The sequence below is a fragment of the Actinomadura sp. RB99 genome (genome assembly GCF_014706005.1).
Lineage (GTDB): Bacteria > Actinomycetota > Actinomycetes > Streptosporangiales > Streptosporangiaceae > Spirillospora.
In genome coordinates this window covers 202,151-225,809 of record NZ_JABMCA010000005.1, presented here as the reverse complement: position 1 = coordinate 225,809, position 23,659 = coordinate 202,151, and the positions used below count along the sequence as shown (strand labels likewise).

15 protein-coding genes and 2 pseudogenes are annotated in these 23,659 nt (G+C 67.7%); 10 read left to right on the top strand and 7 right to left on the bottom strand.

What is annotated here, in order from left to right; translation table 11 throughout:
• Positions 1 to 11: 11 nt before the first annotated feature.
• From amrb99_RS07465 to amrb99_RS07455, 3 genes are read left to right on the top strand one after another with little or no spacing between them, the layout of a single operon-like run.
• Positions 12 to 953 (top strand): ABC transporter permease, encoded by a 942-nt coding sequence (locus amrb99_RS07465; RefSeq protein ID WP_190853881.1) that lies wholly within the window; start codon positions 12 to 14, stop codon positions 951 to 953.
• Entirely contained in the window at positions 950 to 2,869 is a 1,920-nt protein-coding gene (locus amrb99_RS07460; protein ID WP_190853879.1) for a dipeptide/oligopeptide/nickel ABC transporter permease/ATP-binding protein, read from the top strand. The genes amrb99_RS07465 and amrb99_RS07460 overlap by 4 nt, the downstream gene beginning before the upstream one ends.
• Positions 2,841 to 3,602 carry an ABC transporter ATP-binding protein gene (locus amrb99_RS07455; RefSeq protein WP_206699851.1) on the top strand — a complete coding sequence of 254 codons (762 nt, stop codon included), beginning with the start codon at positions 2,841 to 2,843 and terminating at the stop codon, positions 3,600 to 3,602. The genes amrb99_RS07460 and amrb99_RS07455 overlap by 29 nt, the downstream gene beginning before the upstream one ends.
• A gap of 2,073 nt (positions 3,603 to 5,675) precedes the next feature.
• On the opposite strand, the gene amrb99_RS50000 is transcribed toward amrb99_RS07455, so the two are convergent.
• From amrb99_RS50000 to amrb99_RS07445, 3 genes and pseudogenes are all read right to left on the bottom strand, one after another.
• Positions 5,676 to 5,861, bottom strand: coding sequence for a hypothetical protein (locus amrb99_RS50000; protein ID WP_206699850.1), 186 nt, complete (start codon positions 5,859 to 5,861; stop codon positions 5,676 to 5,678).
• 91 nt (positions 5,862 to 5,952) lie between these two features.
• Positions 5,953 to 6,765 (bottom strand): annotated as a pseudogene (locus amrb99_RS07450) (transposase family protein).
• Positions 6,766 to 6,908: 143 nt separating this feature from the next.
• Positions 6,909 to 8,123, bottom strand: coding sequence for a hypothetical protein (locus tag amrb99_RS07445; protein ID WP_190853874.1), 1,215 nt, complete (start codon positions 8,121 to 8,123; stop codon positions 6,909 to 6,911).
• Positions 8,124 to 9,675: 1,552 nt separating this feature from the next.
• Here amrb99_RS07445 and amrb99_RS07440 point away from each other — a divergent pair.
• From amrb99_RS07440 to amrb99_RS07425, 4 genes are all read left to right on the top strand, one after another.
• Positions 9,676 to 9,957, top strand: coding sequence for a hypothetical protein (locus tag amrb99_RS07440; protein ID WP_190853871.1), 282 nt, complete (start codon positions 9,676 to 9,678; stop codon positions 9,955 to 9,957).
• 747 nt (positions 9,958 to 10,704) lie between these two features.
• Positions 10,705 to 11,028, top strand: a complete 324-nt coding sequence (locus tag amrb99_RS07435) for a hypothetical protein (protein ID WP_190853868.1) — start codon at positions 10,705 to 10,707, stop codon at positions 11,026 to 11,028.
• A gap of 132 nt (positions 11,029 to 11,160) precedes the next feature.
• On the top strand, positions 11,161 to 13,626 hold the full coding sequence (locus amrb99_RS07430) for a glycosyltransferase (RefSeq protein ID WP_190853866.1): 2,466 nt from the start codon (positions 11,161 to 11,163) through the stop codon (positions 13,624 to 13,626).
• A 126-nt stretch (positions 13,627 to 13,752) separates the two neighbouring features.
• Positions 13,753 to 14,661 (top strand): glycosyltransferase family A protein, encoded by a 909-nt coding sequence (locus tag amrb99_RS07425; RefSeq protein ID WP_190853863.1) that lies wholly within the window; start codon positions 13,753 to 13,755, stop codon positions 14,659 to 14,661.
• 386 nt (positions 14,662 to 15,047) lie between these two features.
• On the opposite strand, the gene amrb99_RS07420 is transcribed toward amrb99_RS07425, so the two are convergent.
• Together amrb99_RS07420 and amrb99_RS07415 are read right to left on the bottom strand one after the other, a co-directional pair.
• Positions 15,048 to 16,253, bottom strand: coding sequence for a hypothetical protein (locus tag amrb99_RS07420; RefSeq protein WP_190853860.1), 1,206 nt, complete (start codon positions 16,251 to 16,253; stop codon positions 15,048 to 15,050).
• Between the two features lie 634 nt (positions 16,254 to 16,887).
• A complete protein-coding gene (locus amrb99_RS07415) occupies positions 16,888 to 18,822 on the bottom strand; it encodes an Ig-like domain repeat protein (protein ID WP_190853858.1) in 1,935 nt (644 codons plus the stop codon).
• 939 nt (positions 18,823 to 19,761) lie between these two features.
• On the opposite strand from amrb99_RS07415, the gene amrb99_RS07410 reads away from it, so the two are divergent.
• Together amrb99_RS07410 and amrb99_RS50750 are read left to right on the top strand one after the other, a co-directional pair.
• A complete protein-coding gene (locus amrb99_RS07410) occupies positions 19,762 to 20,049 on the top strand; it encodes a hypothetical protein (RefSeq protein ID WP_190853856.1) in 288 nt (95 codons plus the stop codon).
• Positions 20,050 to 20,260: 211 nt separating this feature from the next.
• The gene (locus amrb99_RS50750; RefSeq protein WP_241755318.1) at positions 20,261 to 20,554 is read left to right on the top strand and encodes a hypothetical protein; all 294 of its coding nucleotides are present in this window, start codon (positions 20,261 to 20,263) and stop codon (positions 20,552 to 20,554) included.
• 250 nt (positions 20,555 to 20,804) lie between these two features.
• Here the strand turns inward: amrb99_RS50750 and amrb99_RS07400 are convergent, their stop codons facing one another.
• Entirely contained in the window at positions 20,805 to 21,575 is a 771-nt protein-coding gene (locus amrb99_RS07400; RefSeq protein ID WP_190853854.1) for a transposase family protein, read from the bottom strand.
• A 1,062-nt stretch (positions 21,576 to 22,637) separates the two neighbouring features.
• Here amrb99_RS07400 and amrb99_RS07390 point away from each other — a divergent pair.
• A pseudogene (locus amrb99_RS07390) lies at positions 22,638 to 23,024 on the top strand (transposase family protein); the annotation flags it as partial.
• Positions 23,025 to 23,191: 167 nt separating this feature from the next.
• On the opposite strand, the gene amrb99_RS07385 reads toward amrb99_RS07390, so the two are convergent.
• On the bottom strand, positions 23,192 to 23,509 hold the full coding sequence (locus amrb99_RS07385; RefSeq protein WP_190853848.1) for a hypothetical protein: 318 nt from the start codon (positions 23,507 to 23,509) through the stop codon (positions 23,192 to 23,194).
• Positions 23,510 to 23,659 lie beyond the last annotated feature (150 nt).

The window sequence follows — 23,659 nt, the reverse complement described above, 5'->3', positions numbered from 1 at the left end:
GGCTCACCCCCGTGACACGGTTGATCGCGCGCCGGCTGCTCGTCTCCGGCCTGCTCGTGGGCGTCATCTCGCTGCTGACGTTCCTCCTGCAGGCCGCCGCGCCCGGCGACACCGCCCGCACCATCCTCGGCGACCACCACAGTCCCGCCGCCCACGCCCAGCTCCGCCGCCGGCTGGGCCTCGACGAGCCCGTCCTCACCCGGTACGGGCACTGGCTGGCGCACGCGCTGCGAGGCGACCTCGGCACGTCGCCGATCAGCGGGCTGGACGTCACCTCGCAGATCACCTCCCGGCTGCCGGTCACCCTGTCGCTGACCGTCGGCGCCACGGCCGCCACCGCCCTGGCCGGCGTCGCCCTCGGCGTGCTCAGCGCGGTCCGCGGCGGGCGCCTCGGCCGGGTCTTCGACGTCCTGGCGCTCGCCGGGTACGCGCTGCCGAACTTCTGGCTGGCCCTGGTCCTGGTGACGCTGTTCGCCGTGACGTTCCCGCTGTTCCCGGCCACCGGCTACGTCCCGCTGGCGGACGACCCGGGCGGCTGGGCGCGCGGCCTCGTCCTGCCCGTCACGACCCTCGCGCTGCCCGGGACGGCCGTGTTCGCCAAGCAGACCCGGGACGCGATGCTGGCGGCCCTGTCGCGCGACTTCGTCACCGCGCTGCGCGCCAACGGGGCGTCGGAGCGCTCCATCGTGTTCCGGCACGCGCTGCGCAACGCCGGCGTCCCCGTCGTGACGCTGGTCGGGCTGACGTTCATCGGGCTGCTCAGCGGCACCGTGTTCGTCGAGGCGGTGTTCGCGATGCCGGGCCTCGGCGGACTCGCCGTCCAGGCCACCACCCAGCACGACGTGCCGACGATCCAGGGGGTCGTGATCGTGTTCACGCTGGCGGTCGTCACCGTCAACCTCGCCGCCGACCTCGCCTACGGATGGCTCGACCCGAAGGTGCGCGCGGCATGAGGCGCCTCCTGAAGCGGCGTGCGGCGGGCCTGCGGGGCGCCGTCCGGCGGCCGCTCACCGCCCTGGCCGCCGGCTACCTGGTGCTGCTCGCGCTCGGCGCGGTCCTGGCGCCCGTCCTCACGCCCTACGACCCGGCCTCCACCGACCTGGACGCGGTGCTGTCCGGCCCGACCGCCGCGCATCCGCTCGGCACCGACGGCCTCGGCCGCGACGTCGCCGCACGGCTGCTCTACGGCGGCCGGATCAGCCTGGCCGACGCCGCGGTCGCGGTGCTCACCGTCCTCGCCGTCGGCGCGGGGACCGGCGTCGCCGCGGGCTTCCTCGGCGGGCTCCCCGACCGGGTCTTCACCTGGGTGACGGACGTGATGCTGGCGGTCCCGGTGCTCGTCACCCTGCTGGTCGTGCTCGCGGTCGCCGGCGACCACCGGATCGCCGTGATGGTCGCGCTCGGCGTCCTGATGTCCCCCGGCCTCGCCCGGCTCGTGCGCGGCGCGGCGCTGACCGTCCGCAACGAGCCCTACATCGCCGCCGCCCGCGTCTCCGGGCTGCCGGACCGGCACATCCTCGTGCGGCACGTGCTGCCCCGCGTGGCCGGGCCGGTCATCGTCCAGACGTCGCTGCTCAGCGGCGGCGCGCTGCTCATCGACGCCGGGCTCGGCTACCTCGGCTTCGGCGCGCGGCCGCCCACACCGGCCTGGGGGTCGATGATCGCCGAGGCGTCCTCGGTCATCGGCCGGCAGCCGTGGCTGCTCGTCCCTCCCGGCACCGTCCTCGCGCTCGCCATCCTCGCGTTCGGGGTGCTCGGCGACACCGTCCGGGACGCCGCCGCCGCACCCGCCGAACGCGTCCCGTCCCCGCCGCGCCACCGTCACCGGACCACCGCCGCCCCGATCGTCCCGGACGCGCCGTCCACGGCGCTGCTGTCGCTGCGGGACGTGTCGGTCGGCCTTCCCGGCGGGCACGGGACGACCACCGTGGTCGAGAACCTCACCCTGCACGTCGACCGGGGGGAGACGGTCGGCCTCGTCGGCGAGTCCGGATGCGGCAAGTCCGTCACCGCCCGCGCCGTGCTCGGGCTCGTGCCCGCGGGCGGCCGGATCACCTCCGGGACCGTGCGGTTCGACGGCCTCGACCTGGCCGCCCTCGACCCCGGCGCGCTGCGGGCCCTGCGCGGCCGGCGGATCGCGATGATCTCCCAGGACCCCATCGCGAGCCTCGACCCGCTGTGGACCGCGGGCGAGCAGGTCGGCGAACTCGTCCGGCGCCACCACGGCGGCACCCGCGCGGCCGTCCGCGCCCGCGCGCTCGACCTGCTGCGCACCGCCGGCCTCCCCGAACCGGAACGCGCCGCCGCACGCTACCCGCACGAACTGTCGGGCGGGATGGCGCAGCGCGTCGGCATCGCGATGGCGCTCGCCGGCGAACCCGACCTGCTCATCGCCGACGAGCCCACCACGGCGCTCGACGTCACCGTCCAGGCCGCGATCCTCGCCCTGCTGCGCCGGCTGCAGGCCGAACGCGGCATGGCGATCCTGCTCATCAGCCACGACTGGGACGTGATCGCCGCGATGTGCCGCCGCGCCTACGTCATGTACGCGGGCCAGGCCGTCGAGGCCGGACCGCTGCCGGACATGCTGGAGCGGCCCCGCCACCCCTACACCGCCGGTCTGCTCGGCGCCATGCCGCAGCGGGCCCGCCCCTTCGAGCGCCTCGCCGCGATCCTCGGCACCGTCCCGGACCCGGCGCACCGCCCCGCCGGCTGCCGCTTCGCCCCGCGCTGCCGCCTCGTCACCGCAGGCTGCCGGGAGGCGCCGATCCCGGTCGTCGAGGCCGCCCCCGGCCACCGCACCCGATGCGTCCACCACGAGCATGCCGGAGGAGACGGCCATGACCGCGCCGCTGCTGGAAACCCATGACCTGCGCGTCGACCACCACGGCCGGCACGGCCGCACCCGCGCCGTCGACGGCGTCGCGCTGCGCCTCTCGCCCGGCCGCACGCTGGGGCTCGTCGGCGAGTCCGGATCGGGCAAGTCCTCCATCGCCGGCGCGGTGCTCGGGCTGGTCCGGCCCACCGGCGGACGGGTCCTCTTCCGCGGTACCGACATCACCCACGCGTCCCCGCGGCGGCGCCGTGAGCTCAGCCGCCACCTGCAGGCCGTCTTCCAGGACCCCTACGGGACGCTGAACCCGTCCCGCACCGTCGGGCAGACCCTCGCCGAGCCGCTGCGCGTCGTCCACCGGCTCGGCCGCGCGGAGGCAGCCGACCGCGCCGCCGCCGCGCTCGCGCAGGTCGGCCTGCCGCCCGACGCCGCCCGCCGGTACCCCCGCGACTTCTCCGGCGGGCAGCGCCAGCGCATCGCGATCGCGCGCGCCCTCGTCCCGCGCCCCGAACTGGTCATCTGCGACGAGCCGACCAGCGCGCTCGACCTGTCCGTCCAGGCGCAGATCCTCAACCTGCTCCTCGACCTCCAGCGCGACCTCGGCCTGGCCTACCTGTTCATCTCCCACGACATCGACGTCGTCCGCCACATGGCGCACGACGCCGCCGTCCTCCTCCGGGGCCGCGTCGTCGAGCAGGGCCCCGTCGACCGGGTCACCGGCAGCCCAGCCCACAAGTACACGCGCACCCTCCTATCGAGCCGCCCGTAAGGCGCGCGCTGCGACCAGGGCACTCGGCCGCCCGGCCACCGCGGGCCGAGATCCTACTCGCAAGTATCGGTCACCGAACAGGACTGACCACCAACCTTGCCCTTCGCCCGGCCCTCAAGAATCGGTCCGGTGGCTAGTAGGTCATCTGCTGCCGGTAGCCGAGCCGGTTGATCTCGGCCACGCAGGCTTGTTTTCGTGGGTGCGCCCTGGGTGGGTGCGCAGGGGCCGAAGGTCAGTGACACCTTGATGTCGTCAGCGGGGCGGCCGGAGGCACCGGTGGTGTGCTGGGACAGGATCCACGCGCCCGGTGTCGGGGCCTTGAGCCGTAGCTGGATCGGCCCGTCCGCGCGGTTGTCCATGAGGGATTCCAGATTCGCGCCGGTGATGGGAATGGTGACGCGAGTGGGCGGCAGCAGATGCGGCCGGATCGGGAGCGGCACGGCGATCGGAATGCGGCGATGATGGTCGCGGCCCAGCCGCAGGGTGAGGGGTGTGTCGGTATCGGCGGCTCCGATAGCCTCGGCCAGGCCGGCGGCCAGCAGCGCCGGTACGGTGATGGCGGTGTAGTAGAGCGTGTGATCAACGCGGCGTCTCGCCAGGCGCTCTCGGAGCCGAGTTGCTCGGCGCGCCCCAACGCGTGTTCGGCCAGCACGGCGCTGGCGGCGAGGCTGTAGGAAGCAACGGGTCGGCGCGCTGTCGCCGGGCCCTTGGCCAGGCGGATGTTGACGGCCAGATCGTGGTCGTAGGCCCCATGCTCGCTCAGGAAGCTGTACCAGGAGGCCAGCAGGCCACGTCGGCCGGCCAGGGTGCTGGCGGCGACATCGCGGCCGCGCCGGCCGCGGGCCTGGTTGAGCAGGAACTCCAACCAGATCTCGGTGGCCCTGCGGTCGGGCAGGTGCGGATAGTGGGTGATGACAGCCATTGCTGCAGGGGGCGCAGGCAGGTCGGGCGGCTGCTGGCTGCTTTGTCAGCAGCCATGCGACGGTCAACTCCTCCACGTCGCTGGCGACTACGGTGTATGGGCCCCTCCAACAACCGCCACGCCGCAGCTCACGACAGCAGCCTTGTGTGACACTCTCAAGATCGCTAGTGCCGGTTTCCGACGTATCCTGGCTGTCTGCTTACCGCTCCCACAACCACACAGAACTGCGGGCCGCAGCCGCAGCCTCTACCGAAACTGGGGCGCTTCACGGTGCTGTGTGCATGAAGGGTCGTCAACATCCTGCGAGATGTAGAGCCCCATGTTTCTTAGCGACCGTCTAAAGAATTGAGGAAGGGCCTGGCGGATTGAGACGACACCGGATGCTATACCGTCGCCGTCCTGATCGAGTTTGACTAGCGCGGGAATGGTCATATGCATTCCGACAAGTCCATTGGAATCGCCGCTACTTTTGCCGCCTGGATATCGTCCGACACCTCCGCTGCATGTATTGCGACCTCACCTGGTTCAGGGCAAGGAGGGGCACCCGGTCCACAATGGGGGTCCGGGCGTGACAAGAAAAGGAACCACATGAAGTCCTTCAGCTAAACCGAGCTGGACAAGCTGGCCGGGGAGGTTCTGCCGGAGCGCGCCGCGCTGTCCACCCTTCTCGTCGGCGGCGATGACACCACCGCGGTCGCGCCGGACTGCCAGAGCAACATCGACCACTCGCAGGGCGGCCTCGTCGGCGCACCGGGTCTCAGCTCCGAGAACCCGAACTCGTCGTTCACCTGCGCCGGCAGTTCAGTGATCTCGGGCCACTGATCCAAATGGGCCGATGCCCCGCAGGCAGTCCCGTCAAGGCTGCGAGCGCGGCAGCCAAGCGCGCGAGTCCGGCGCCTATACCTTCGAGTTGCGTAACCGTGCGCGTGGTGGCCTCCGAGGTCCTTGCGGACTGGGATTCACTTCTCATCCCGCCGGTCACCGCCCTGCGGCAGGCCGTGCTCGATTACAGCGAGTGTCATAGCAGCGAACGCGGAGGCGGAGGTCATCGAGGTCGCCGAGCCGCTCGGCGCCGGGATCACCGCCGAAAAGAGGTGTCGATCGCCGGGGCTTGCTCCGCTTATGAGGCTCCGCGGCCTCCTCGCAGGCGATCAATAAAGCGGCATTGTGATGGGATCGAGAATGAGGTTGTCGAGAACGGTAGCGCACGCTCGCCCCTGATTGCCTGCGGTGGCCCCGGCCGCGAGCAACGGACAATTCCGAACGAATGCGTTCTCAACGCTAGCAATCTTGCGCTGATGTTCTTCATTGAAACGTTCTCCGCTGTCCTCGCTCAAGGTCCTCGAAGACCATATCGAACGCTCGAATCCTGAAAATCCGACACTCCCGTCCGTAGCCAGTAGACGTGGTCGATACCGTGAGCCTTTTTCAGCCTGTTGTGGTCTCGCGGAGTTGCAGGGTGTGGATGGCCTTGGCGATACGACCGCGCGATAGGGGCGGCAGCGCAGCTTCCGCAGGATTCGCCATGACTTGAGCTGGGCGTTCGCTCGTTCGCCTGGCCCGCGCGGCTTGGCGTGTGCAGCTTGGCGTGTGCAGCTTGGCGTGTGCAGCTTGGCGTGTGCACGGTTCGCCTCCTGCGCTTCGGGCTTGTCGCGTCCCTTGTAGGGCGTGAGGACGTACGCGCCGGCGCCCTGATACGCCTTGTCGGCGAGCACCACCAGTCCGGTGGCCGCCAGTGCCCGGACGGCGCCCGGATCCGGGCGGCCGCCAGGTCGTGGACCGAGCCGCGCAGCGGTCCCGACACCCACAGCAGAGCACCGTCTGGAGCGGCGATCACCTGGAGGTTCATGCCGTGGCAGCGGTGCTTGCCCGAGTAGTACGGCCGGTCGGCGGTGACCCGGTCGATCGCGATCAAAGTGCCGTCCAGGACCAGGTACGGCAGTCCGTCCCTGACCGCTTCGGCCAGGGCGGCACCGAGTTTGGGTGACCGGGCGGCCAGCGCGTCGGCGGTCTCATTGACATAGCGCCACGCAGTGCTGGTGGAGACGGTGAAGCCCGCACCCAGTTCGGCTAAGGTCTCGCTTTGCACAGGTGGACCAGGGTCATCAACGCCTGCAGGCCGGGTGGCAGCGCCCGGCGCTTGCTGCCGATCTCCTTGCGGTGCCGACCGACGACGCCGGTGGCGTACGTCCTACCAGGGGTTCCTTGACGCTCCGGGGCAGCCACACCGACCGCGACCATCATGTGATCAGCAGGCACAGCACCGCTGCTGAAAAGGGCTCCGTGATGGCGCAACGCCTCGCCTTCGGCCTGCCGTGAGGACGGGTCGGCCGGTGGCGAGGCGTGTCGCGGTTCGGTCATCGCCTGAGCGCGGACCGGTCGGCCTATGGTTTCCCTGGGTGGTCCGGTTTCGGCTTGCCAGGCTTCTCCGGCTCCGGCTTGCCGTTGTCGTTCACCGGCACGGTGAGGCTGGATTCGTTCGAGGTGATGGTCTCGTCATCGTCCTCCCTGGTGCCGGTGGCGGTCGCGGTGTTCTCCACGAAGCCGCGTTCCCTGTCGGCCTTGGTGACCGTGTGCCGTCCCGTGCAGGTCACCGATTCGCCCGGGGCGAGCGTCGTGGCAGGGCAGTCCAGATCCTGGGCGATCCGGTCGTGGATGGTGATGGTGTTCAGCGGCTCCTCGCCCGTGTTCTCGACGATGAACCGGTACCGGATGACGTTCCAGCGCTTGTCCGGCGCTCCCCAGCCGGCGAACTCCTTGGTGAGGTGCAGGCGACCCAGCGGACGCTCTGAGTGCAGGGCGACTCTGCGGATGAGGTGGACGTCGGTGAAGAGGCCGGTGGACGCGGCGAATCCGAACTTGTAGGTGTCCGGAACGGGCTCGGGCGCGGGGAAGCTCAGCACCGGCTGGAAGCCCTCCCCGTCCTGGAAGTCGATGGAAACGTGGACCTCGGGGTTCGGCGCGGGTGTCACCACGACGTGGACGGTCCGCTTGTGCGGTGCCAGCAGCGCCTCCGCCTGCTGGGGCGTGGCGTTGGCCGGGATGTCGCGCAGGTTGCTCTGCAGTTGTCCCGGCAGTGTGGAAGGCCAGGGCCCGGTGGTCGTCTTGTTGCTGGTCGTGGCGTCGAGCCAGCAGTATCCGTTGATGCCGTTCCCCGGTCCCCGGACGGTGACCATGTTGGGGCCGGGTGCGGGGACGTGGAAGGCGGTCCCGGCCGGGGAGCGCTGTTCGCAGCCGTTCCCCCGGTGCTCCCAGTCGCCGAAGTAGTTTCCGAGGACGTCGAGGCCGATGCCGAGGTACCCGCCGTTCACGCCAGGGACGAACGCGGCGTTGGGATCGTCGTCCGGGAGCTTCTGGGCGTAGCCGAGGCTCCCGCCGAAGGCGCCCGGCTGGGTGAGGTGCGCGGTGCCGTCGGTGAGGAAGAACGAGATCCCGTCCGCCGGGACCTGCGAGGTGTTGCCGTACTGCCACTGCTCGAAGGTGACGTCCAGGCCGTCGGTCGCGGGGATCGGCGTGTCGAAGAGCACGGCGCCGGTCTGGTCCCTGTGCGCGTCGGTGAGCTGAAGGTATCCGTGCGGTGCGGCGTCGCCGGGCGGCACGGGGCCCTCCGGGTCCGACCGGCAACCTCCCAGCGGATGCTCCCCCTCGCCCGGTATCCCGCCGCGCGGCGCGCCCGTCAGGCAGGCCGATCCGTACCCGATGAACCGTGGATCCGCGGTGGCTCCGGTGAACGTCTCGCTGACGAGCTCCGATCCCTGCCGCAGCTGGGCCGCCGACGCCCGCCCGTCCTAGGCGTCACTGGCTGCGGAGGCCAGCGTCACGGCGACGCCGACCGCCGCCGCCCCCGCCGCAACGCGGGATATCCGTTTTCTCATGCCATTGGCGCTTTCTATTCGATGTAAGGAAGAGGTTCACCCCCATCCACTGTTCATTTACCAACGCCTTCCACGGCAGTTCCCGGAGATCGCCGCACGCATGGCCAATCCAGCATCAAAGAATTGCGGAATGACGTGCCGGCCCAGGGGACGGTCAAGTCTCCAGAGCGGTGGGCACCGCGACGCTGGCTATCCGCTGCGCATCGGCCACCTCCCGCGCATCTCGACCGGAACGCCGGGACCTACCTGCGCTGCCTCCTGGATGGGGTCGGTCACCGGACGCTGAACCGTTGGTCGCGCTGCTCAGGGCGGTCATCGGCTTGCCCAGCCACGCCTCGCTGGGCGCTGCAGGAGGTGGCGTGGGCGCAGGCGTCCGCGCGTTCGTCTCGCGACACCGATGCGCGGTCTGCGCTGATCGGTTTCGGGAGGTGGAGCCAGGCCAGGTGGAGACCAAGGCCCAAGGGTTCCGGGCGGGATGCCGTCGAACTGCGTCATTCAGACGAGACGGCCTTCATCAGCACGGCTCGGGCGCGATCTTCTCGCGCCACGCACTGCCGCCCCTCACCCCGCTCTTGATCACAAGCGTCACCTGGAACGGCGCTGTGCGGACGAACGGCCGTCCACATCCTTCGAGAATGTGTGGGTGCCCAGCTCGGTTGGCCGGGCACCCACATGGGACGGACAAGGAATCGGATCCCACTGCGGGATTGAGGATACTGGCCGAGGCCCGGTCAGGGCGGGATGAGCGCGCGGGACAAAAGCGCATGTTTCTCTGTGACCGGCTAGGCGATCACGGAAGGGCCTGGCAGATGGAGGCAGCACCGGGTGCTGCGCCGTCATCGTCTTGATCGAATTAGGCTTTCGGTCTGATTCTGTGCCACGGGTGTACTACGGCCATACCAGACAACGCCGTCCACGGCGCAAGTCGGGGGGCAACCGGACCGCCTGTGTCGTCACCGCAACGCGGGTTTCCTTCGGGGCCTGTTCAGAGGCATCTTCGGCATCTCGCCCGCCCCACCGCTGCAGAAGTTGTCGTTCGGCCATTCTCGTTCCCTTCGGCGAAGTCAGCCTTGTCGGCAGGGATGTCTCGGTACCGCCTCAGGACGGGATTGGCGTCACGCATCCGGACAAGTCCGTTGGAATCGCCGCCACTTCCCCTCCTTGGTTACCGTCAGCAACCTCTGCTATACGTATTGCGACCTCATCTGGTTCAAGGTGAGGAGGGGAATCCGGTCCACAACGGGGATCCGGGCGTGACAAGAAGAAAAGGAATCACATGAAGTCCTTCAGCTACACCGAGCTGGACAAGCTGGCCGGCGAGGTCCTGCCGGAGCGCGCCGTGCTGTCCACCCTTCTCGTCGGCGGCGACAGCGACAACGAGAACTTCAACCTCGGCGGGGGCGGCGGCCACGGCGAGGGCACCACCGCGGTCGTGCCGGACTGCCAGAGCAACATCACCCACTCGCAGGGCGGCCTCGTCGGCGCGCTGGGTCTCAGCTCCGAGAACCCCAACTCGTCCTTCACCTGCGCCGCCAGCTCGGTGGTCTCGGGCCACTGATCCCGCACGACGTAGGCGGGCTACGGCCCGCAGGGGAAGGACCGACGTTCCCTCGTCGGTCCTTCCCTCTTTTCATGTGCCTTCAAGACGATTCCGTGTGCACTCCTATAGCCGTTCGACTGGCTTGGGTCGGCCTGGAAGCCGCAATCCCAGTGGAGGCCCGGCATCGTCGGCGCCCGCGCCGACCGAAACGGGTACGCATATACTGGCGCTGCGGTGGAAACGGCAAGAACTTTAAGGTTAATTCACATCTGACTCTTTAATTCATGCTTCGGGGCACGGATAACCCGTTGCGTGGTCCCACTCGATTCGCGCTCAGATGAGAGTTACATGGGCAGGGGGATTCGCGAACAAGCCTATGTGGGACGCCAACCTGTTGACACCGGTGCACGACCGAACGGCACGGCCGCTAACGGTCCGGGACCGGGTTGCAGGCGGTGAGCGTCTTGGACGGCATCAGAGGTGCAGATCGTCCTTGGCGGTCTATTTCTGGACCTACGGTGACGTTGGCGAACCCGCCGCACCCATTGGAAATACGTGACACCTCGGCCACAAGCGAGTTTTTGCAAGGAAACGCCATCTGCCTCGACTGTCCAGCAAAGAACTGCCTGCGTTCTGGTCGCGTTTCGGTTATCTGCCGAGGGTGTCGGCGACATGGCCACCTGTGGTGTCCTTCTATGGGCAGAGCGTCTCGCGGAATCGATTGGGCGCGTGACGCGATCCACAAAGAGAACCTGGAGGTGAAAGATGCAGATCGCCAAATCCGCCGCGCTCCTGGGCACGGCTGCCGGAATCGTCATGCTCTGGGGAGGTGCTGCTGCGGCCACCGGCGAACCTTCCGACGGCGACGACGGAGGGAGCGGTGGTCAGATCAACCACTGTAAGAGCATCTCCATCAACAGCAGTGGTCATACATCGGCTACCTGCCTGAACTTCGAAGAGTCGTTCGGGAAGCACAAGAGCGGCCCGCAGGTGAACCACTGCAAAGCCGTCTCTGTCTCCAATGTGGGGAACCTAGTGTTCTTCCCCATGGGCGATAACAGCGTCCACTGCAAAAACATCATGCGCTGACCGTTCACAGGCGCTTCCTGTCATGCCAGAAATGCTCTGCTCGTGAGATTCGCGGTCTTGAAGTCCGAAACGCGCACGAGGGTCGGTTTCTGAACATCGTTGCGCCTTCGAATGATTGAGAGCTTCTTGCGAATGTCTGAACAGAGAATTCCGGCGCTGATCCATCAGGCGTGGGTGGACACCGATGTGCCCACCCGGTGGCGGATGTGGAAGGATTCCTGGATGCGGCATCATCCGGGGTGGGAATACCGGCTGTGGACGGACGCCGACAGCCGCTCCTTTCTCGAGGAGCGCTATCCGTGGTTCATCCCCGTCTACGACGGCTACCCCGACCCGGTCATGCGTGCCGACGCCATCCGGTACTTCCTGCTCGACCATTTCGGCGGGGTATACGTCGACCTGGATGTCGAGTGCCTGCGGCCGGTGGGCGAACTGCTCGCCGGCCGCGAACTCGTAGTCGGCTGCGAACCGTCGCTGCACACCCGTCTCCCGCTGTCGCGCCAGCGGAACCTGAGCCGCATCGTCGGCAATGCGTTCATCGCCTCAAGGCCAGGACACCAGTTCTGGGTGCACGTGCATCGAGAGCTGGTCCGCACTCACCGTCTGCCCAACGCTCTGGACGCGTCGGGCCCCTTCTTTCTCACGCACGCGGTGGAGGATGCGCCGGAGTCCGATTCGATCACTATGGTCGACTCGGAGCTGCTCTATCCCAAGGTGAGCCCACACGCAAGCCAACTGTTCGGGCCGCAGGACGCGGACACCTCCCGGGCATATGCCGTGCATCATGCGGCTGGAAGCTCGGCTGCAGGGCAGGGGTGGGCGCCGCGGAACTCCTCGGACAGACGGGTGGAATTCTGGGCCAGCCAGGGACTGCGGCCTCTCGCCGACGGAGGCTTCGACCTGGACGAGCAACGCCACCGGTGGGCCTCAGGATCCGCAGCGCCGCTAGTCTCCTGCCTGATGGTGACCAAGGACCGTCCATCGCTCGCCGAGCGCGCGATCAAGTGCTTCCTCGCCCAGACCTACCCGAACAGGCAACTGGTCGTGGTGGACGACGCGGCAGGCGATGCCTTGGAAAAGCACGTACGCGATCTCGGCGACGAACGCATTCGCTACCACCGGCTCCCGCCGGCCCGGCAACCGCTCGGAATGCTCCGCAACATCGCCGTGGACCGTGCGACCGGGGCCTATGTGTGCCAGTGGGACGACGACGACCTCTACGATCCCGAGCGGATCGAGGTGCAGATGGCGGCGGTGCTCGCGCTCGGCGCCGACGCCTGCTTCCTCGCGCGGCAGCAACTGTGGCGGCCGGCCCGCCGCGAACTGGCCATCTCCCACATACGCGTATGGGAAGGCACCATGCTGTGCGCGAAGGCTGCGCTCCCTCGCTACCCGGCGCAGCGCCGGGGGGAGGACACCCCCGTCGCGGCCCATATCGTCACCAACAGCAAGGTCGTCTCAGTGGACGTGCCGGAACTCTGCACCTATGTCTGCCATGAGAACAACACCTTCGAACCCACCCATTTCGAGCGCATCTTCGATGCGGCACCCCAGGTATGGCGTGACGGTGCCTATGCCGAGCGACTCCTGGCGATGGCGACGCGGCTGCCGATCGCTCCTGCGGACCTGGCCAACGCAGAGATCGGCATCGACCCCGGAACGGACCTGAGCACCTGGGCGAACGTGACCACCGGGACAGATCCCCACGCTGGGAGTGACGCCGATTCCCTCCGATCGCAACGGGCCAGATGGGTGATCAGCGAGCCGGCTCCGGAGCCTGTGCACGAGCGGCCTTCGATTCTGGTGCTCACACCGGTCAAGGACGCGGCCCGGTTCCTGCCCGGCTACCTGAACAACCTGCGCGGGCTCGACTACCCGCACGACGCCATCTCCCTCGGCCTGCTTGAGGGCGATAGCCAGGACGACACCTGGGAACTCCTCCAGGAGGCGCTGCCCGAACTCCAACAGCAGTACCGCCGCGTCACGCTGGCGCGTCACCACGAGGGAGTCCGCCTCCCCGGGGAGCGCTGGGAGCCCGGAGTCCAGCGGGAGCGCAGATCCGCTCTGGCGAGAGTCCGCAACCACCTGCTCTCCCGAGCTCTCACCGATGAGCAGTGGGTGCTGTGGATCGACGTCGACGTGACCGAATACCCACCCGACCTGATCCAGCGACTGCTCGCAGCCCGGAAAGACATCGTTGTGCCGAACTGCGTCATCGAACCAGGCGGACCCACCTACGACCTCAACACATTTCTCCTGCGCCCTGAGGCCGGCGCTCTGAACTGGACGCAGTGGATTCGCGACGGCATCCTGCAACCTCCCAGAGGGTTCGGAAGGGCCTATCTCGACGAACTCGGGGAACACGATCTCGTCCGCATCGACTCGGTCGGCGGCACGGTGCTGCTGGTACGGGCCGACCTGCACCGGTCCGGACTGGTGTTCCCGTCGATCCCCTACCGGCATCTTGTCGAAACCGAGGGGATGGCGGCCATGGCCAAGGACATGGGGACGAGGTGTTGGGCGCTCCCCAAACTCGAAGTGCTGCACCCTCATCACTGGGCCGAGCCCATCGCCGAACTCGCCTCATCGACCTCCTGAACAGATGCATGACTTGAGTGGATTCACGACACGGCACAGTTCCGCCGCCGCCCTCGACGCGAAAGCCACCACTGCACCCGAAAACGACGACCCACCCACGGACGCGCCTCACCCAAAGGACTGGCAATGAAAGACAACCGCGAACCGACGGTCTCAGTGATCATCCCCTGCTACAACTACAGCGACTACCTTCCCCAAGCGCTGGACAGTGTGCTCAAGCAGACGTTCAGCGACTGGGAGATCATTGTCGTCGACGACGGGAGCACCGACGGGTCCGCAGAAGTGGCCCAGGGCTTCATCGACCTCCACCCCGACCAGCGCATCCGTCTGATCCGCCAAGCCAACGCCGGCGTCTCCGCGGCGCGTAACTCGGGCATCGCAGCAGCAGCCGCTCGCTACATCCTCCCCCTGGACGCCGACGACATGATCGCCCCCACCATGCTGGAGAAGACGACCGCGGTCCTCGATGCGGACCCGGATGTCGCAATCGCCTCGACCGACCTGTTCATCTTCACCGACATCGAGGACTTGCCCCCAGAAGTGCTCCCCCTTCCGCCCTACGACAGGGAACTGCTGCTCCAGCGGTTGATCATGTTCTACTGCTCGCTTTACCGCCGCGAAGTCTGGGAGACTGTCGGCGGTTATAACGAACAGATGGACGCGGGAGAGGACTGGGACTTCTGGATCGGCTGTGCCGAAAACGGGTTCGACGCCCATCACATCTCCGAGCCGCTGTTCGGAGTACGCAACAAGGACACCGGTCTGCATGTGCAGGCCGCGGAGAACGATCTCGCCGTCCGAGCCCGAATAGTCGCCAACCACTCCGCCATGTTCAAACCTCTCACCTGCGCATGGGCGCAGGCCTTGCTTCATCTGGATCAAGGGTCCTGCCGGTACGACGCACGCGTACCCGACGAGATCCTCAGCAGGGCCGGCGAGATGGACCAGTTTCTGCAGGTCGTCATGGACCTTCAGCGCATGGCGCGCTCGCAGTACTACCGCATCCAAGAGTTGGAGAAACCCGTGGCGGACTAGGAAAAGCACGCCCGTGAACAGCAGCCGATGGCCCGACCAACTGCCCTGGTGGTGGCTCCGGGCTGTCCGCTGTGCTGCCCGGCGACTGGACGAGGCTTTGGTCTAGCCGAAACTGCACCGCCCCACCGCGGAGCCACCGGACTGCTGCGATTGCCGAGGGTTGATGCCGCATCTCCCGGCGTGAAGCCCGCGGTACCGATCGGGTGAAAATGACTTGGCGGCCACTGCGGTGGCCCTGCCGCCGCAGGTGCCGGGCTTGATTGGCCGGCATCGGGGTCGTGCTCGCGATACCGCGACCGCGCAGGCGGGCACGGAGGACCGTCCTATCCGCCCTATCGGCCCCTCTACCAAGGGCCTGCCGGGGTAAACGGCACGCCGTTAGGCTGTCATGAGGGCGAACCGTCTTCTTGAGTTCGCGGCGGCCGCTGCGACGAACCGGCACCGTCTCCTCGCCAATCCTCCTCAGAAAGAAGTCCGTCAGTGGCACGGGCCGTAGGCTTCGGACGCGATTCGTCTTGTGTCTCTGAGCCGGCGGCTGAGCTGTGTGTTTTTCGTTGCTGGTGATCGGGCGCCGGGCAGCGGTCCGACTTGGGTTTTGGGCATTCTGTGGGTTTGGTCGGTTTCTCTATGGGAGTGGGCTTCGCCGTTGGGGTAACCGTGGGTTTGGGTGGCGGAGTGGGCTCCTCGCACGAGCCGGTTTCGTAGGTGATGATCACCTCGCCGTTCCCTTCGCGGACGCCGCTGTCCATGGTCGCTTCCGGCGGCCCGAGGCTGGATCCTCCTCCTCCGCCGCCTCCCTGAAGGGTGCCCCCGCTGGAGGAGCCTCCGGCGCCACCGCCGCGTGCTCCCGCGCCCCCTCCGCCTCCGGTGCCCATATGGGGGTCTCCGACGTTGATCGCGGCGTCGCCACCCTGGCGTCCTGCACCGGCGCCGCCGGCGAACCCGGGTGTGTCCTCCTCGGAGACGGGCTGGCCCGGGGCACCACCGGCTCCTCCGTTGCCGCCCGCCGCGCCTCCGCCACCGGCGCCCGCGTCATCGCTGCTGGCGCCATCGGTGCCGGTGTCGCCACCGTCGCCCCCGCTGGAGGATCCGTCGTTGGTGAAACTGCCTGCACCGCCTCCACCGCCACCGGCGATGATGATCGGTTCACCGGCCAGGCTGACCGTGGTCGCGCCGCCGCCGCCTGCGCCCACGGCGCCGTTGCCGGGAGTGTGCTGATCGTTGTAGGAGCCGCCTGCGCCTCCGCCGCCATAGCCACCCCGAGCCATGCTGCCGGAGACATTGAGGTCCCCGCCGGTGCCCGCCCCGGCGACGTTCACGGTCAGTTGCTGTCCCGGCCGCACGGCCAGGGGGGCGCTGACTCGCGCGCCACGCCCTCCGGGCGAGCCGTAGACGGCATCGCCACCGGCCCCGCCGAAGGCGTCCACTTCCATCGTGCAGACACCGTCGGGGATGGTGAAGGTCTGCGGAGCTCCGGTGTAGTCGAAGGTCTGTGAGATTTCTTCTGCGGACGCTGCCGATGTCAGGACAAGGGCTGCGGAAGCGGTCGTCCCTAGCAGCAGCGTCGGCCACACAAGGCCACCATTGATCACATAGAGGAGCGTAGGATGTCGATTTCCATGCGACGCCCTCGTCCGCATCCAGGAAATCCCATCTGATGAGCTGCGTGAACGCGGTGCTGGTGGCCGCTGGTGCCGATCAGCCGCACTGGCGCCCTGCGCGGTCGGCGACTGTCCGACTTCGGAGTCTTCGGCCGCGAGTTGGCGATCCGGCACCAAACACCCCGCGGCCGACTCTTACCGCCTGCGGCTGTGGCCACGCCCCCAGCACTCTTGGCGGCCCTGCGTCCGCGAGCCGCACTGGGGAGCCGCTAACGGCGAGAGCCACACGTCCGAGAGACAGTTGGAGACGACTCCGGGCTCACAGCGTGCCGCCCCTCCGGACCCAGCCGAGAGTCGGCTTTCATGGGAGATCCAATCCGCAGGTCGGGCCCTGTGTCAGCCCCTCTACCGTTGCCACCACGGAAGCTAAAAGATGATCTTGCTTGGCGTGGAATCCGTCAGAGCGGGCCCCACATTGTCGCTGGTCAAAGAGTGAGGTGGCGACAGAACTCGCCGAGGGTGGGACGAGCATGCGCTCTCGTCCCACCCCCGGCGTCCCCCCCGCTTCGGCGTCGTTGCGCCGAGCTACGTCGGGGCTCACTGTGGTGTCATTTCACGTCGCGCGCTACTTGCCTTTCGGAGGCTTGGGCGGCTTGGGTCCTTCTTCGGGATGCTCCTTCTTCATGATGGTGACCGTCACCTCGTTGGAGGTGGAGGGCCCGCAGTCGCCGTTGCCCGAGTAATGCGCGGTGATGGTGTTCTCGCCGACCGGCAGGTCGCGGGTGACGAGCGTGGCCGTGCCGCCCTCGAGCTGGACTCTGCCCAGTTCGGTGGAGCCGTTGTAGAAGGCGACGGTTCCGGTGGGCGTGTGGTCCGGGCAGGTGATCGTTGCGGTGAGAGTGACCGGTTTCCCGACCTTGGCGGTGTGCGGTGAGGCCTCCAGCGCCGTCGTGGTCTCGCCGGGCGCAGCCGACGTTATGGTCACCGTCACCAGGTCGGAGGTGGACGGGCCGCACTGGCCGTCGCCCTCGTAGTGCGCGCTGATGTCGTGTTCGCCGACGTCCAGACTGCTGGTGGTGAGGGTAGCCGTGCCGTCGTGGAGTTCGGCGGTGCCGATCCGGGTGTCGTCGGTTCTGAAGACGACGGTCCCGGTCGCGGTTCCGGCCTCGCATTCCACGTGCGCCGTCAGTGTCACCGACTGGCCGTGCGTCTGCTCGTGCGGTGAGGCCGACAGCGTGGTCGCTGTCTCCGCGGGTTCGACCGGGACGACGGCCAGGGTGTGGTACTGGCCGGCGCCGATGGCCTGGACCGGGACGCCCCCGGGCACGTCCGCCTCGACGGGCAGGGTGCTGTTGGTGTTGGTGCCGTTGCCGAGCTGACCGTAGCGGTTGTATCCCCAGGTCAGCACGCTCCCCTCGGACGTCAGCGCCACGGTGTGGTCGTCACCGCCCGCGATCGCGGTGATGGTGGTGTCGTCGGGCGGGTGCACCCGGATCGGAACAGTGCTGCGCGTGGTGGTGCCGTTGCCGAGCTGGCCGTAGGAGTTGTCGCCCCAGGTGAGCATCTGCCCGTCGGAGTCCAGCGCGAGGCTGAACCAGCCGTGGCCGCTCCCGTCTCCGAGCGAGGTGATCGTGCTGTCCTCCGGCAGATGCACCCGGACCGGGACGTTGCTGCTGGTGGTGCTGTTGTTGCCGAGCTGGCCGTAGTTGTTCCATCCCCACGACCACATCTGACCGGTGGACGACAGGGCCAGGCTGTGGGCCGAACCGCCGGCCACCGCGGTGAACCTGACGTCTTCGGGAAGGGGCACCTGCACCGGCACGCTGCTGTCGTTGTTGTTGCCGATCCCGAGTTGGCCGGTGTTGTTGTAACCCCAGGCGAGTACCCGTCCGGCCGAGGTCACCGCCAGGCTGTGCCCGGCTCCCGCGCCAATCGCGGTGATCGTGGTGCCGCTCGGCAGGTCCACCGCGACGGGTGTGAGCCGGTCGGTGGTGCTCCCGTCCCCGATTTGACCGAAGTCGTTGTACCCCCATGCCAGCAGCCGCCCCGTGGAGGTGAGCGCCAGCGTGTGGTCGTCGCCGGTGGCGATGGCGGTGACGGTGGCGCCGGCGGGGAGGGCCACCCGCACCGGCACATGACTGCGGTTGGTGGTGCCGTCCCCGAGCTGGCCGTTGGGATTCTCGCCCCAGGCCCAGACCTGCCCGTCCGAGGTCAGCGCGACGCTGAACCCGTAACCTCCGCTCACCTGCTTGACCGTGACGCCTGCGGGGAGCAGTGCCGTCACCGGCACATTACTGTGCTCTTCGGAGTCGTTCCCCAGTTGCCCGAACTGGTTGCGTCCCCAGGCCAGCACCTGGGTCGCCACGTCGTCGGGTTGCCGACCGGGCGCGGCGGCCGCCGTACCGGCCCGAACACCCACCAGCCCGACCACCATCGCCGCGGCCAGCACCACAGCGATGAATCGATTCGTTTCCACCCGTGCCCGGCGAACCAGCCAATCCGGCATTCGCTCGCAGTTATGGAGTGCCACGATTCCCCCATCGAAGACAAAGAAGCTCACGCAAAGGCGCGAGAATCTCAGGACGGATCGAAACCGTAGCAGGATTCGGGCCGCCAATTGACCAGCTGAAAGCCAAAGTCAAGTCTAATTGAGCTACATCAAATCAAGTGAACCGGGGTTTTCTCCTGAGTCGTGCCGACGGGCGGACAAATGCACAGAGACCTTGCCATGTGCTCCGCTTGGCTCGAGGCTGCGGCGCACCCTTCATGTACATCCGGCCGCAGTGGTCAAAGCATTCGTTGATCGTCACCGCGCGAGGGTTAATTGTTGCTATCGGGGAGCTCGCGTCTCCACCTACTGTGCAGGCGAAGGCTACTTCGAGGGCGCACCCGATCACGGTTCGCGCGCTCTCGGTGTTTCGCGGTCGGGTTCCACCGGCGGCCTCCTCGGCTGCGGCATCGGAGCCACGCGTGTCGCCGACGATTTGCGCCTGACCTGTAGAGCTGCCGTGTGCACACCACCTGCGGCGAGCCCCCCATCAAAGGTGTGGGTGCCCGGCAGAGTTGCCGAGCACCCACAAGGGACAGACAAGTGGATCGGATCCCACTACGAGCTTGAGCATACAGACCGACGGCAGGCCAGGCAGGAAAAGCACGCGAGACAAAGTCGCACGTTTCGCCACGACCAGCCAAGTGATCAAAAAGGGCAGGCGAACTGAACGCGGCGGAGAGCGAAGCGGCGCGTCGCTACTGCTCATTTTGGTCGATCCCGCTCCTCCTGATGGACCGATCCTTGTCAGCAGAGAACCCCCGTTTCACCCAACAAGGAAAGGGTGTGAAGCCTCCGGACAATACCATTGAAATCGCCACCACATCTCCTACTTGGTTACTGTTGGTCACTTCTGCTATACGTATAGCCTCCTTACTCGATTCGAGATGGGGAGGGGGCATCCGGTGTCCACACTGGGCCCGGGGCGTGGCCAACAAGAAGAGGAAGCACATGAAGTCCTTCAGCTACACCGAGCTGGACAAGCTGGTCGGCGAGGTCCTGCCGGAGCGCGCGGTGCTGTCCACCCTGCTCATCGGTGGCGACAGCGACAACAGCAACGAGAACTTCAACCTCGGCGGGGGCGGCGGCCACGGCGAGGGCACCACCGCGGTCGTGCCGGACTGCCAGAGCAACATCACCCACTCGCAGGGCGGCCTCGTCGGCGCGCTGGGTCTCAGCTCCGAGAACCCCAACTCGTCCTTCACCTGCGCCGGCAGCACGGTGGTCTCGGGCCGCTGATCCCACACGACGTAGGCGGGCTACGGCCCGCAGGGAAAGGCCGACGTTATCCCGTCGGCCCTTCCTCCTTCTCTATCTTCCTTCCATACGACAGCACCCCTGGCTCGGGGGCAGCGAGCGGCGTCGCCGGTTCATCGAGCATGGCCTGGCAGGGCTGGCTGATGCCCGCCCCTGTCGGCCACCCTCGATCCTGCTGGACAAGGTCCAGCAGGTGGTCACGCTCACGTTGGAGCAGACCCCGCCGGGCGCCACTCACTGGTCGAGGGCCCCGACGGCCGAACGCACCGGGCTGAGCAAGTCCGCCATCGGACGGATCTGGCGCCGGTTCGATCTCAAGCCGCACCGGGCCGACACCTTCAAGATCTCCACCGACCCGCTGTTCGTGGAAAAGGTGGTGGGCGTGGTCGGCCTCTACCACCACCCGCCCGAGCGGGCCGTGGTGCGTGCGTGGACGAGAAATCGCAAATGCAGGCCCTCGACCGCTCGCAGCCCGTGCTGCCGATGATGCCGGGCATGCCCGAGCGGCGCACCCACGACTACACCCGGCACGGCACCACCAGCCTGTTCGCCGCCTTCAACATCGCCGACGGCACCGTCATCACCGATCCGCACCGCCGGCACTGCGCCGCCGAGTTCAAGAGATTCCTGGTCGCGATCGACAAGGCCGTCCCGGCCGAACTGGAGGCGCGGCGTCCGCAAAAGTGCCCATGCCCTCGAAGCCGACGCCCGCGCCTGGCCCAGACAGTGAGCCTTTTTCAGCGTGCTGCGGTCTCGCGGAGTTGCAAGGTGTGGATGGCTTTGGCGAGGCGGCCGCCGCGGTGGGGGCAGCAGCGTAGCTTCCGTAGGATCCGCCATGACTTGAGTTGGGCGTTTGCGCGTTCGCCGGGTCCGCGGAGCTTGGCGTGTGCGCGGTTGGCGTCCTTGAGCGGTTCGGGCTTGTCGCGTCCCTTGTAAGGCGTGAGGACGTGTGCGCCGGCCCCCTGGTATGCCTTGTCTGCCAGCACGAGCAGGCCGGTGGCGGCCAGTGCCCGAATGATGCCCCAGATCCGGGCCGCGGCCAGGTCGTGGACCGAGCCGCGCAGCGGTCCCGACACCCACACCAGTGCCCCGTCCGGCGCAGCGATGACCTGGAGGTTCATGCCGTGGCGGCGATGCTTTCCCGAGTAGTAGGGCCGGTCGGCGGCGACCCGGTCGATCGAAATCAGAGTGCCGTCCAGCACCAGATACAACAGCCCGTCCTTGACCGCTTTGGCCAGCGCCGCGCGGAGTTTGGGTGCACGGGTGGCCAGTACGTCGACGGTCTCGTTGACGTAGCGCCACGCGGTGGTGGTCGAGACGGCGAACCCGGCGCCCAGTTCGGCGTAGGTCTCGCCTTTGCGCAGGTAGACCAGGGTCATCAGGGCCTGCATGCCCGGGGACAGGCTCCGGCCCTTGCTGCCGATGGCCCGGCGATGGCGGCGCACCACCCCGGTGGCGTAGGCCAGGGTCTGACGCGACAACGGCAGCGAAGCACGGTACAAAAGCATGTGAGGCCTCTGGTGGGGACGGGGGTTGTGAGAGATCAACCGTCCTACCAGGGGCTTCTTGACGGCCGGCACCGCCCACGCCGTCCGCGATCATGCTGTGATCAGCGCACACGGAACTGCCGCTGAAAAAGGCTCAGTGGAACACTAACCCCAAACTATTCGTGTGGACCAAGACCGCCGAAGAGGTCCTCGCCTCCTCGCCCGATATCTACAACGGATTTCAGGCGCAGAACACTAGGCGGCTCTCGCATCGCGGGTGCGGATCTCATCGCTAGCTGCAGCGTTTTGGCTCGGCGGGCACCGGTGGCTCATCAGGTGCCGCGGTCGCTGGGTTGAAAATGGTGTTGTTGAGAACAGTGGCGCGGGTGTTGTGGTTACCGGTCTGTGGAGCGCTGCTGGGACAGGGCTGGCTTGTGGCAGCCGTCGTGGGAGGAGTGATGCCACCTGACCGTCCCTGGGGTGGCCGCCCATCACCCCCAACCTGTTGCGCACCACCTACGGTGTGCATGCGCTCGAACTGCGCGGGCGCCTGTGTCATCGTCGCGCCTCCTGGACGGCCATGTACCAGTTCCTGCTCAAGCCGTTCAGCGCGGTCGCCCCGGGCAACTACTTCAAGACCGTCCGCCTCCACGAGGCGCGGCGGCAGATCGTCGCCCAGGCCGACACGCTCGCCCAGATCGCCTCAGCCGTGGGGGTCGTGAGCCCGGCGCGGTTCAGCCGCGACTACAAACGGACTTTCGGCGTGGCACCGTCGCGACACGCTGCGCGCTTCCGTACGTCCATGGACGCACCCGCGGCCTGGGGGCACCAGGCCGCCCACCTGACATCGGCGGGCGACCGGGAGCACGGCGAACGCACTCCTCAGCGACCTAACTTGATCTTTCACCTCAGCCGCGGGAGCGGGCGATGGCCATGCCTTCGCTGGTGCGCGTCTTCAGCAAGTCGGTCATGCCGGTGCTCGCACCCGAGGATGTCTCGTTGAACGAATCTCTAACTGACAGTTCATCTCATCCTCTAAAGGCTGTCCCGTAACGCCAGGCGATCAAGATCGTTGATCTCGGTGTGGAGCGGGTGATCAAGGCCGATCGGGACGACTGGGTGCCGGCGTTCACCGGCCTGTCGTTGCGGCAGTTCCGCCCGCCTGGTGCGGATCGTTGCAGGTCGAGGTGGTGAGCAGACCGGCACCGGGCGCTGGAGGCTGCCGCTGGCCGACCGGGTCCTTCTGATCGCGGCGAACTACCGCACCAACCTCACACTGCGGCAGGTCGCACTGCTGTTCGGAGTGTCCAGGTCCCCGCGCACCGCATTGTCGACCACCTGCCGCCGCTGCTCGCACTCGCCCCGGTCACTCGCCGGCACGGCCCCGAAACCGTGCTGATCGTGGACGGGACGCTGGTTCCCCTCCACGACCGACCGGTCACCGCCTCGTCGAAGAACTACCGCTACTCGGCGAAGCAATTCAGAAAAGTCGATCTTGGCCGGTCTGAGTCCTACGGGGAGCCTCTGACCTGCAGAAATATTCTAACTAAGCCGCAGTGAGTCGATGGAAGCCTGAGGGCGTTGGCTCCCGAAACTGGCTCCCGAGGTCAGGCGGAACAAGCCCGGCTGTAACAGTGTCAGCCTGCTCCCGCGGACAGGGTGAAGCCGAGCACGTCACACAGGTCGCGGGCGACGCGAGGCCGCTCGGCAGCGACCGGGCGACCCGCTGGGGGCAGACGCACAGCACCGCCGCCGCGATCGCCAAGAGCAACCAGTCCCAACCCCGTCCGCACCAGCACGAACGGCAACAAGGCCAGACCGTCACCGCACCCAGCAGCCCGTACCGGACACCCCGGCGCGCCTTCTACGACGCAGCAGATCGCGATCAGCGGCGGATAGGAGGCCGCCGCCAACGCCACCGCCGCGCCCGCCAGCTCGTTCTCCAGCGCTTGCACGGCACTGCATGACGAAAAGCAGGATCAGTACAGTCCACAGCATGCCCGCGCGCCATGGGGATGGTCAGCATCGGCGGGTGCGGCGAGAAGATTCGGGCCTCGTAGGGCGGCGGCGGAGGCGCTGTCGCGGCTGCGCGGGCCGTCAGGGAG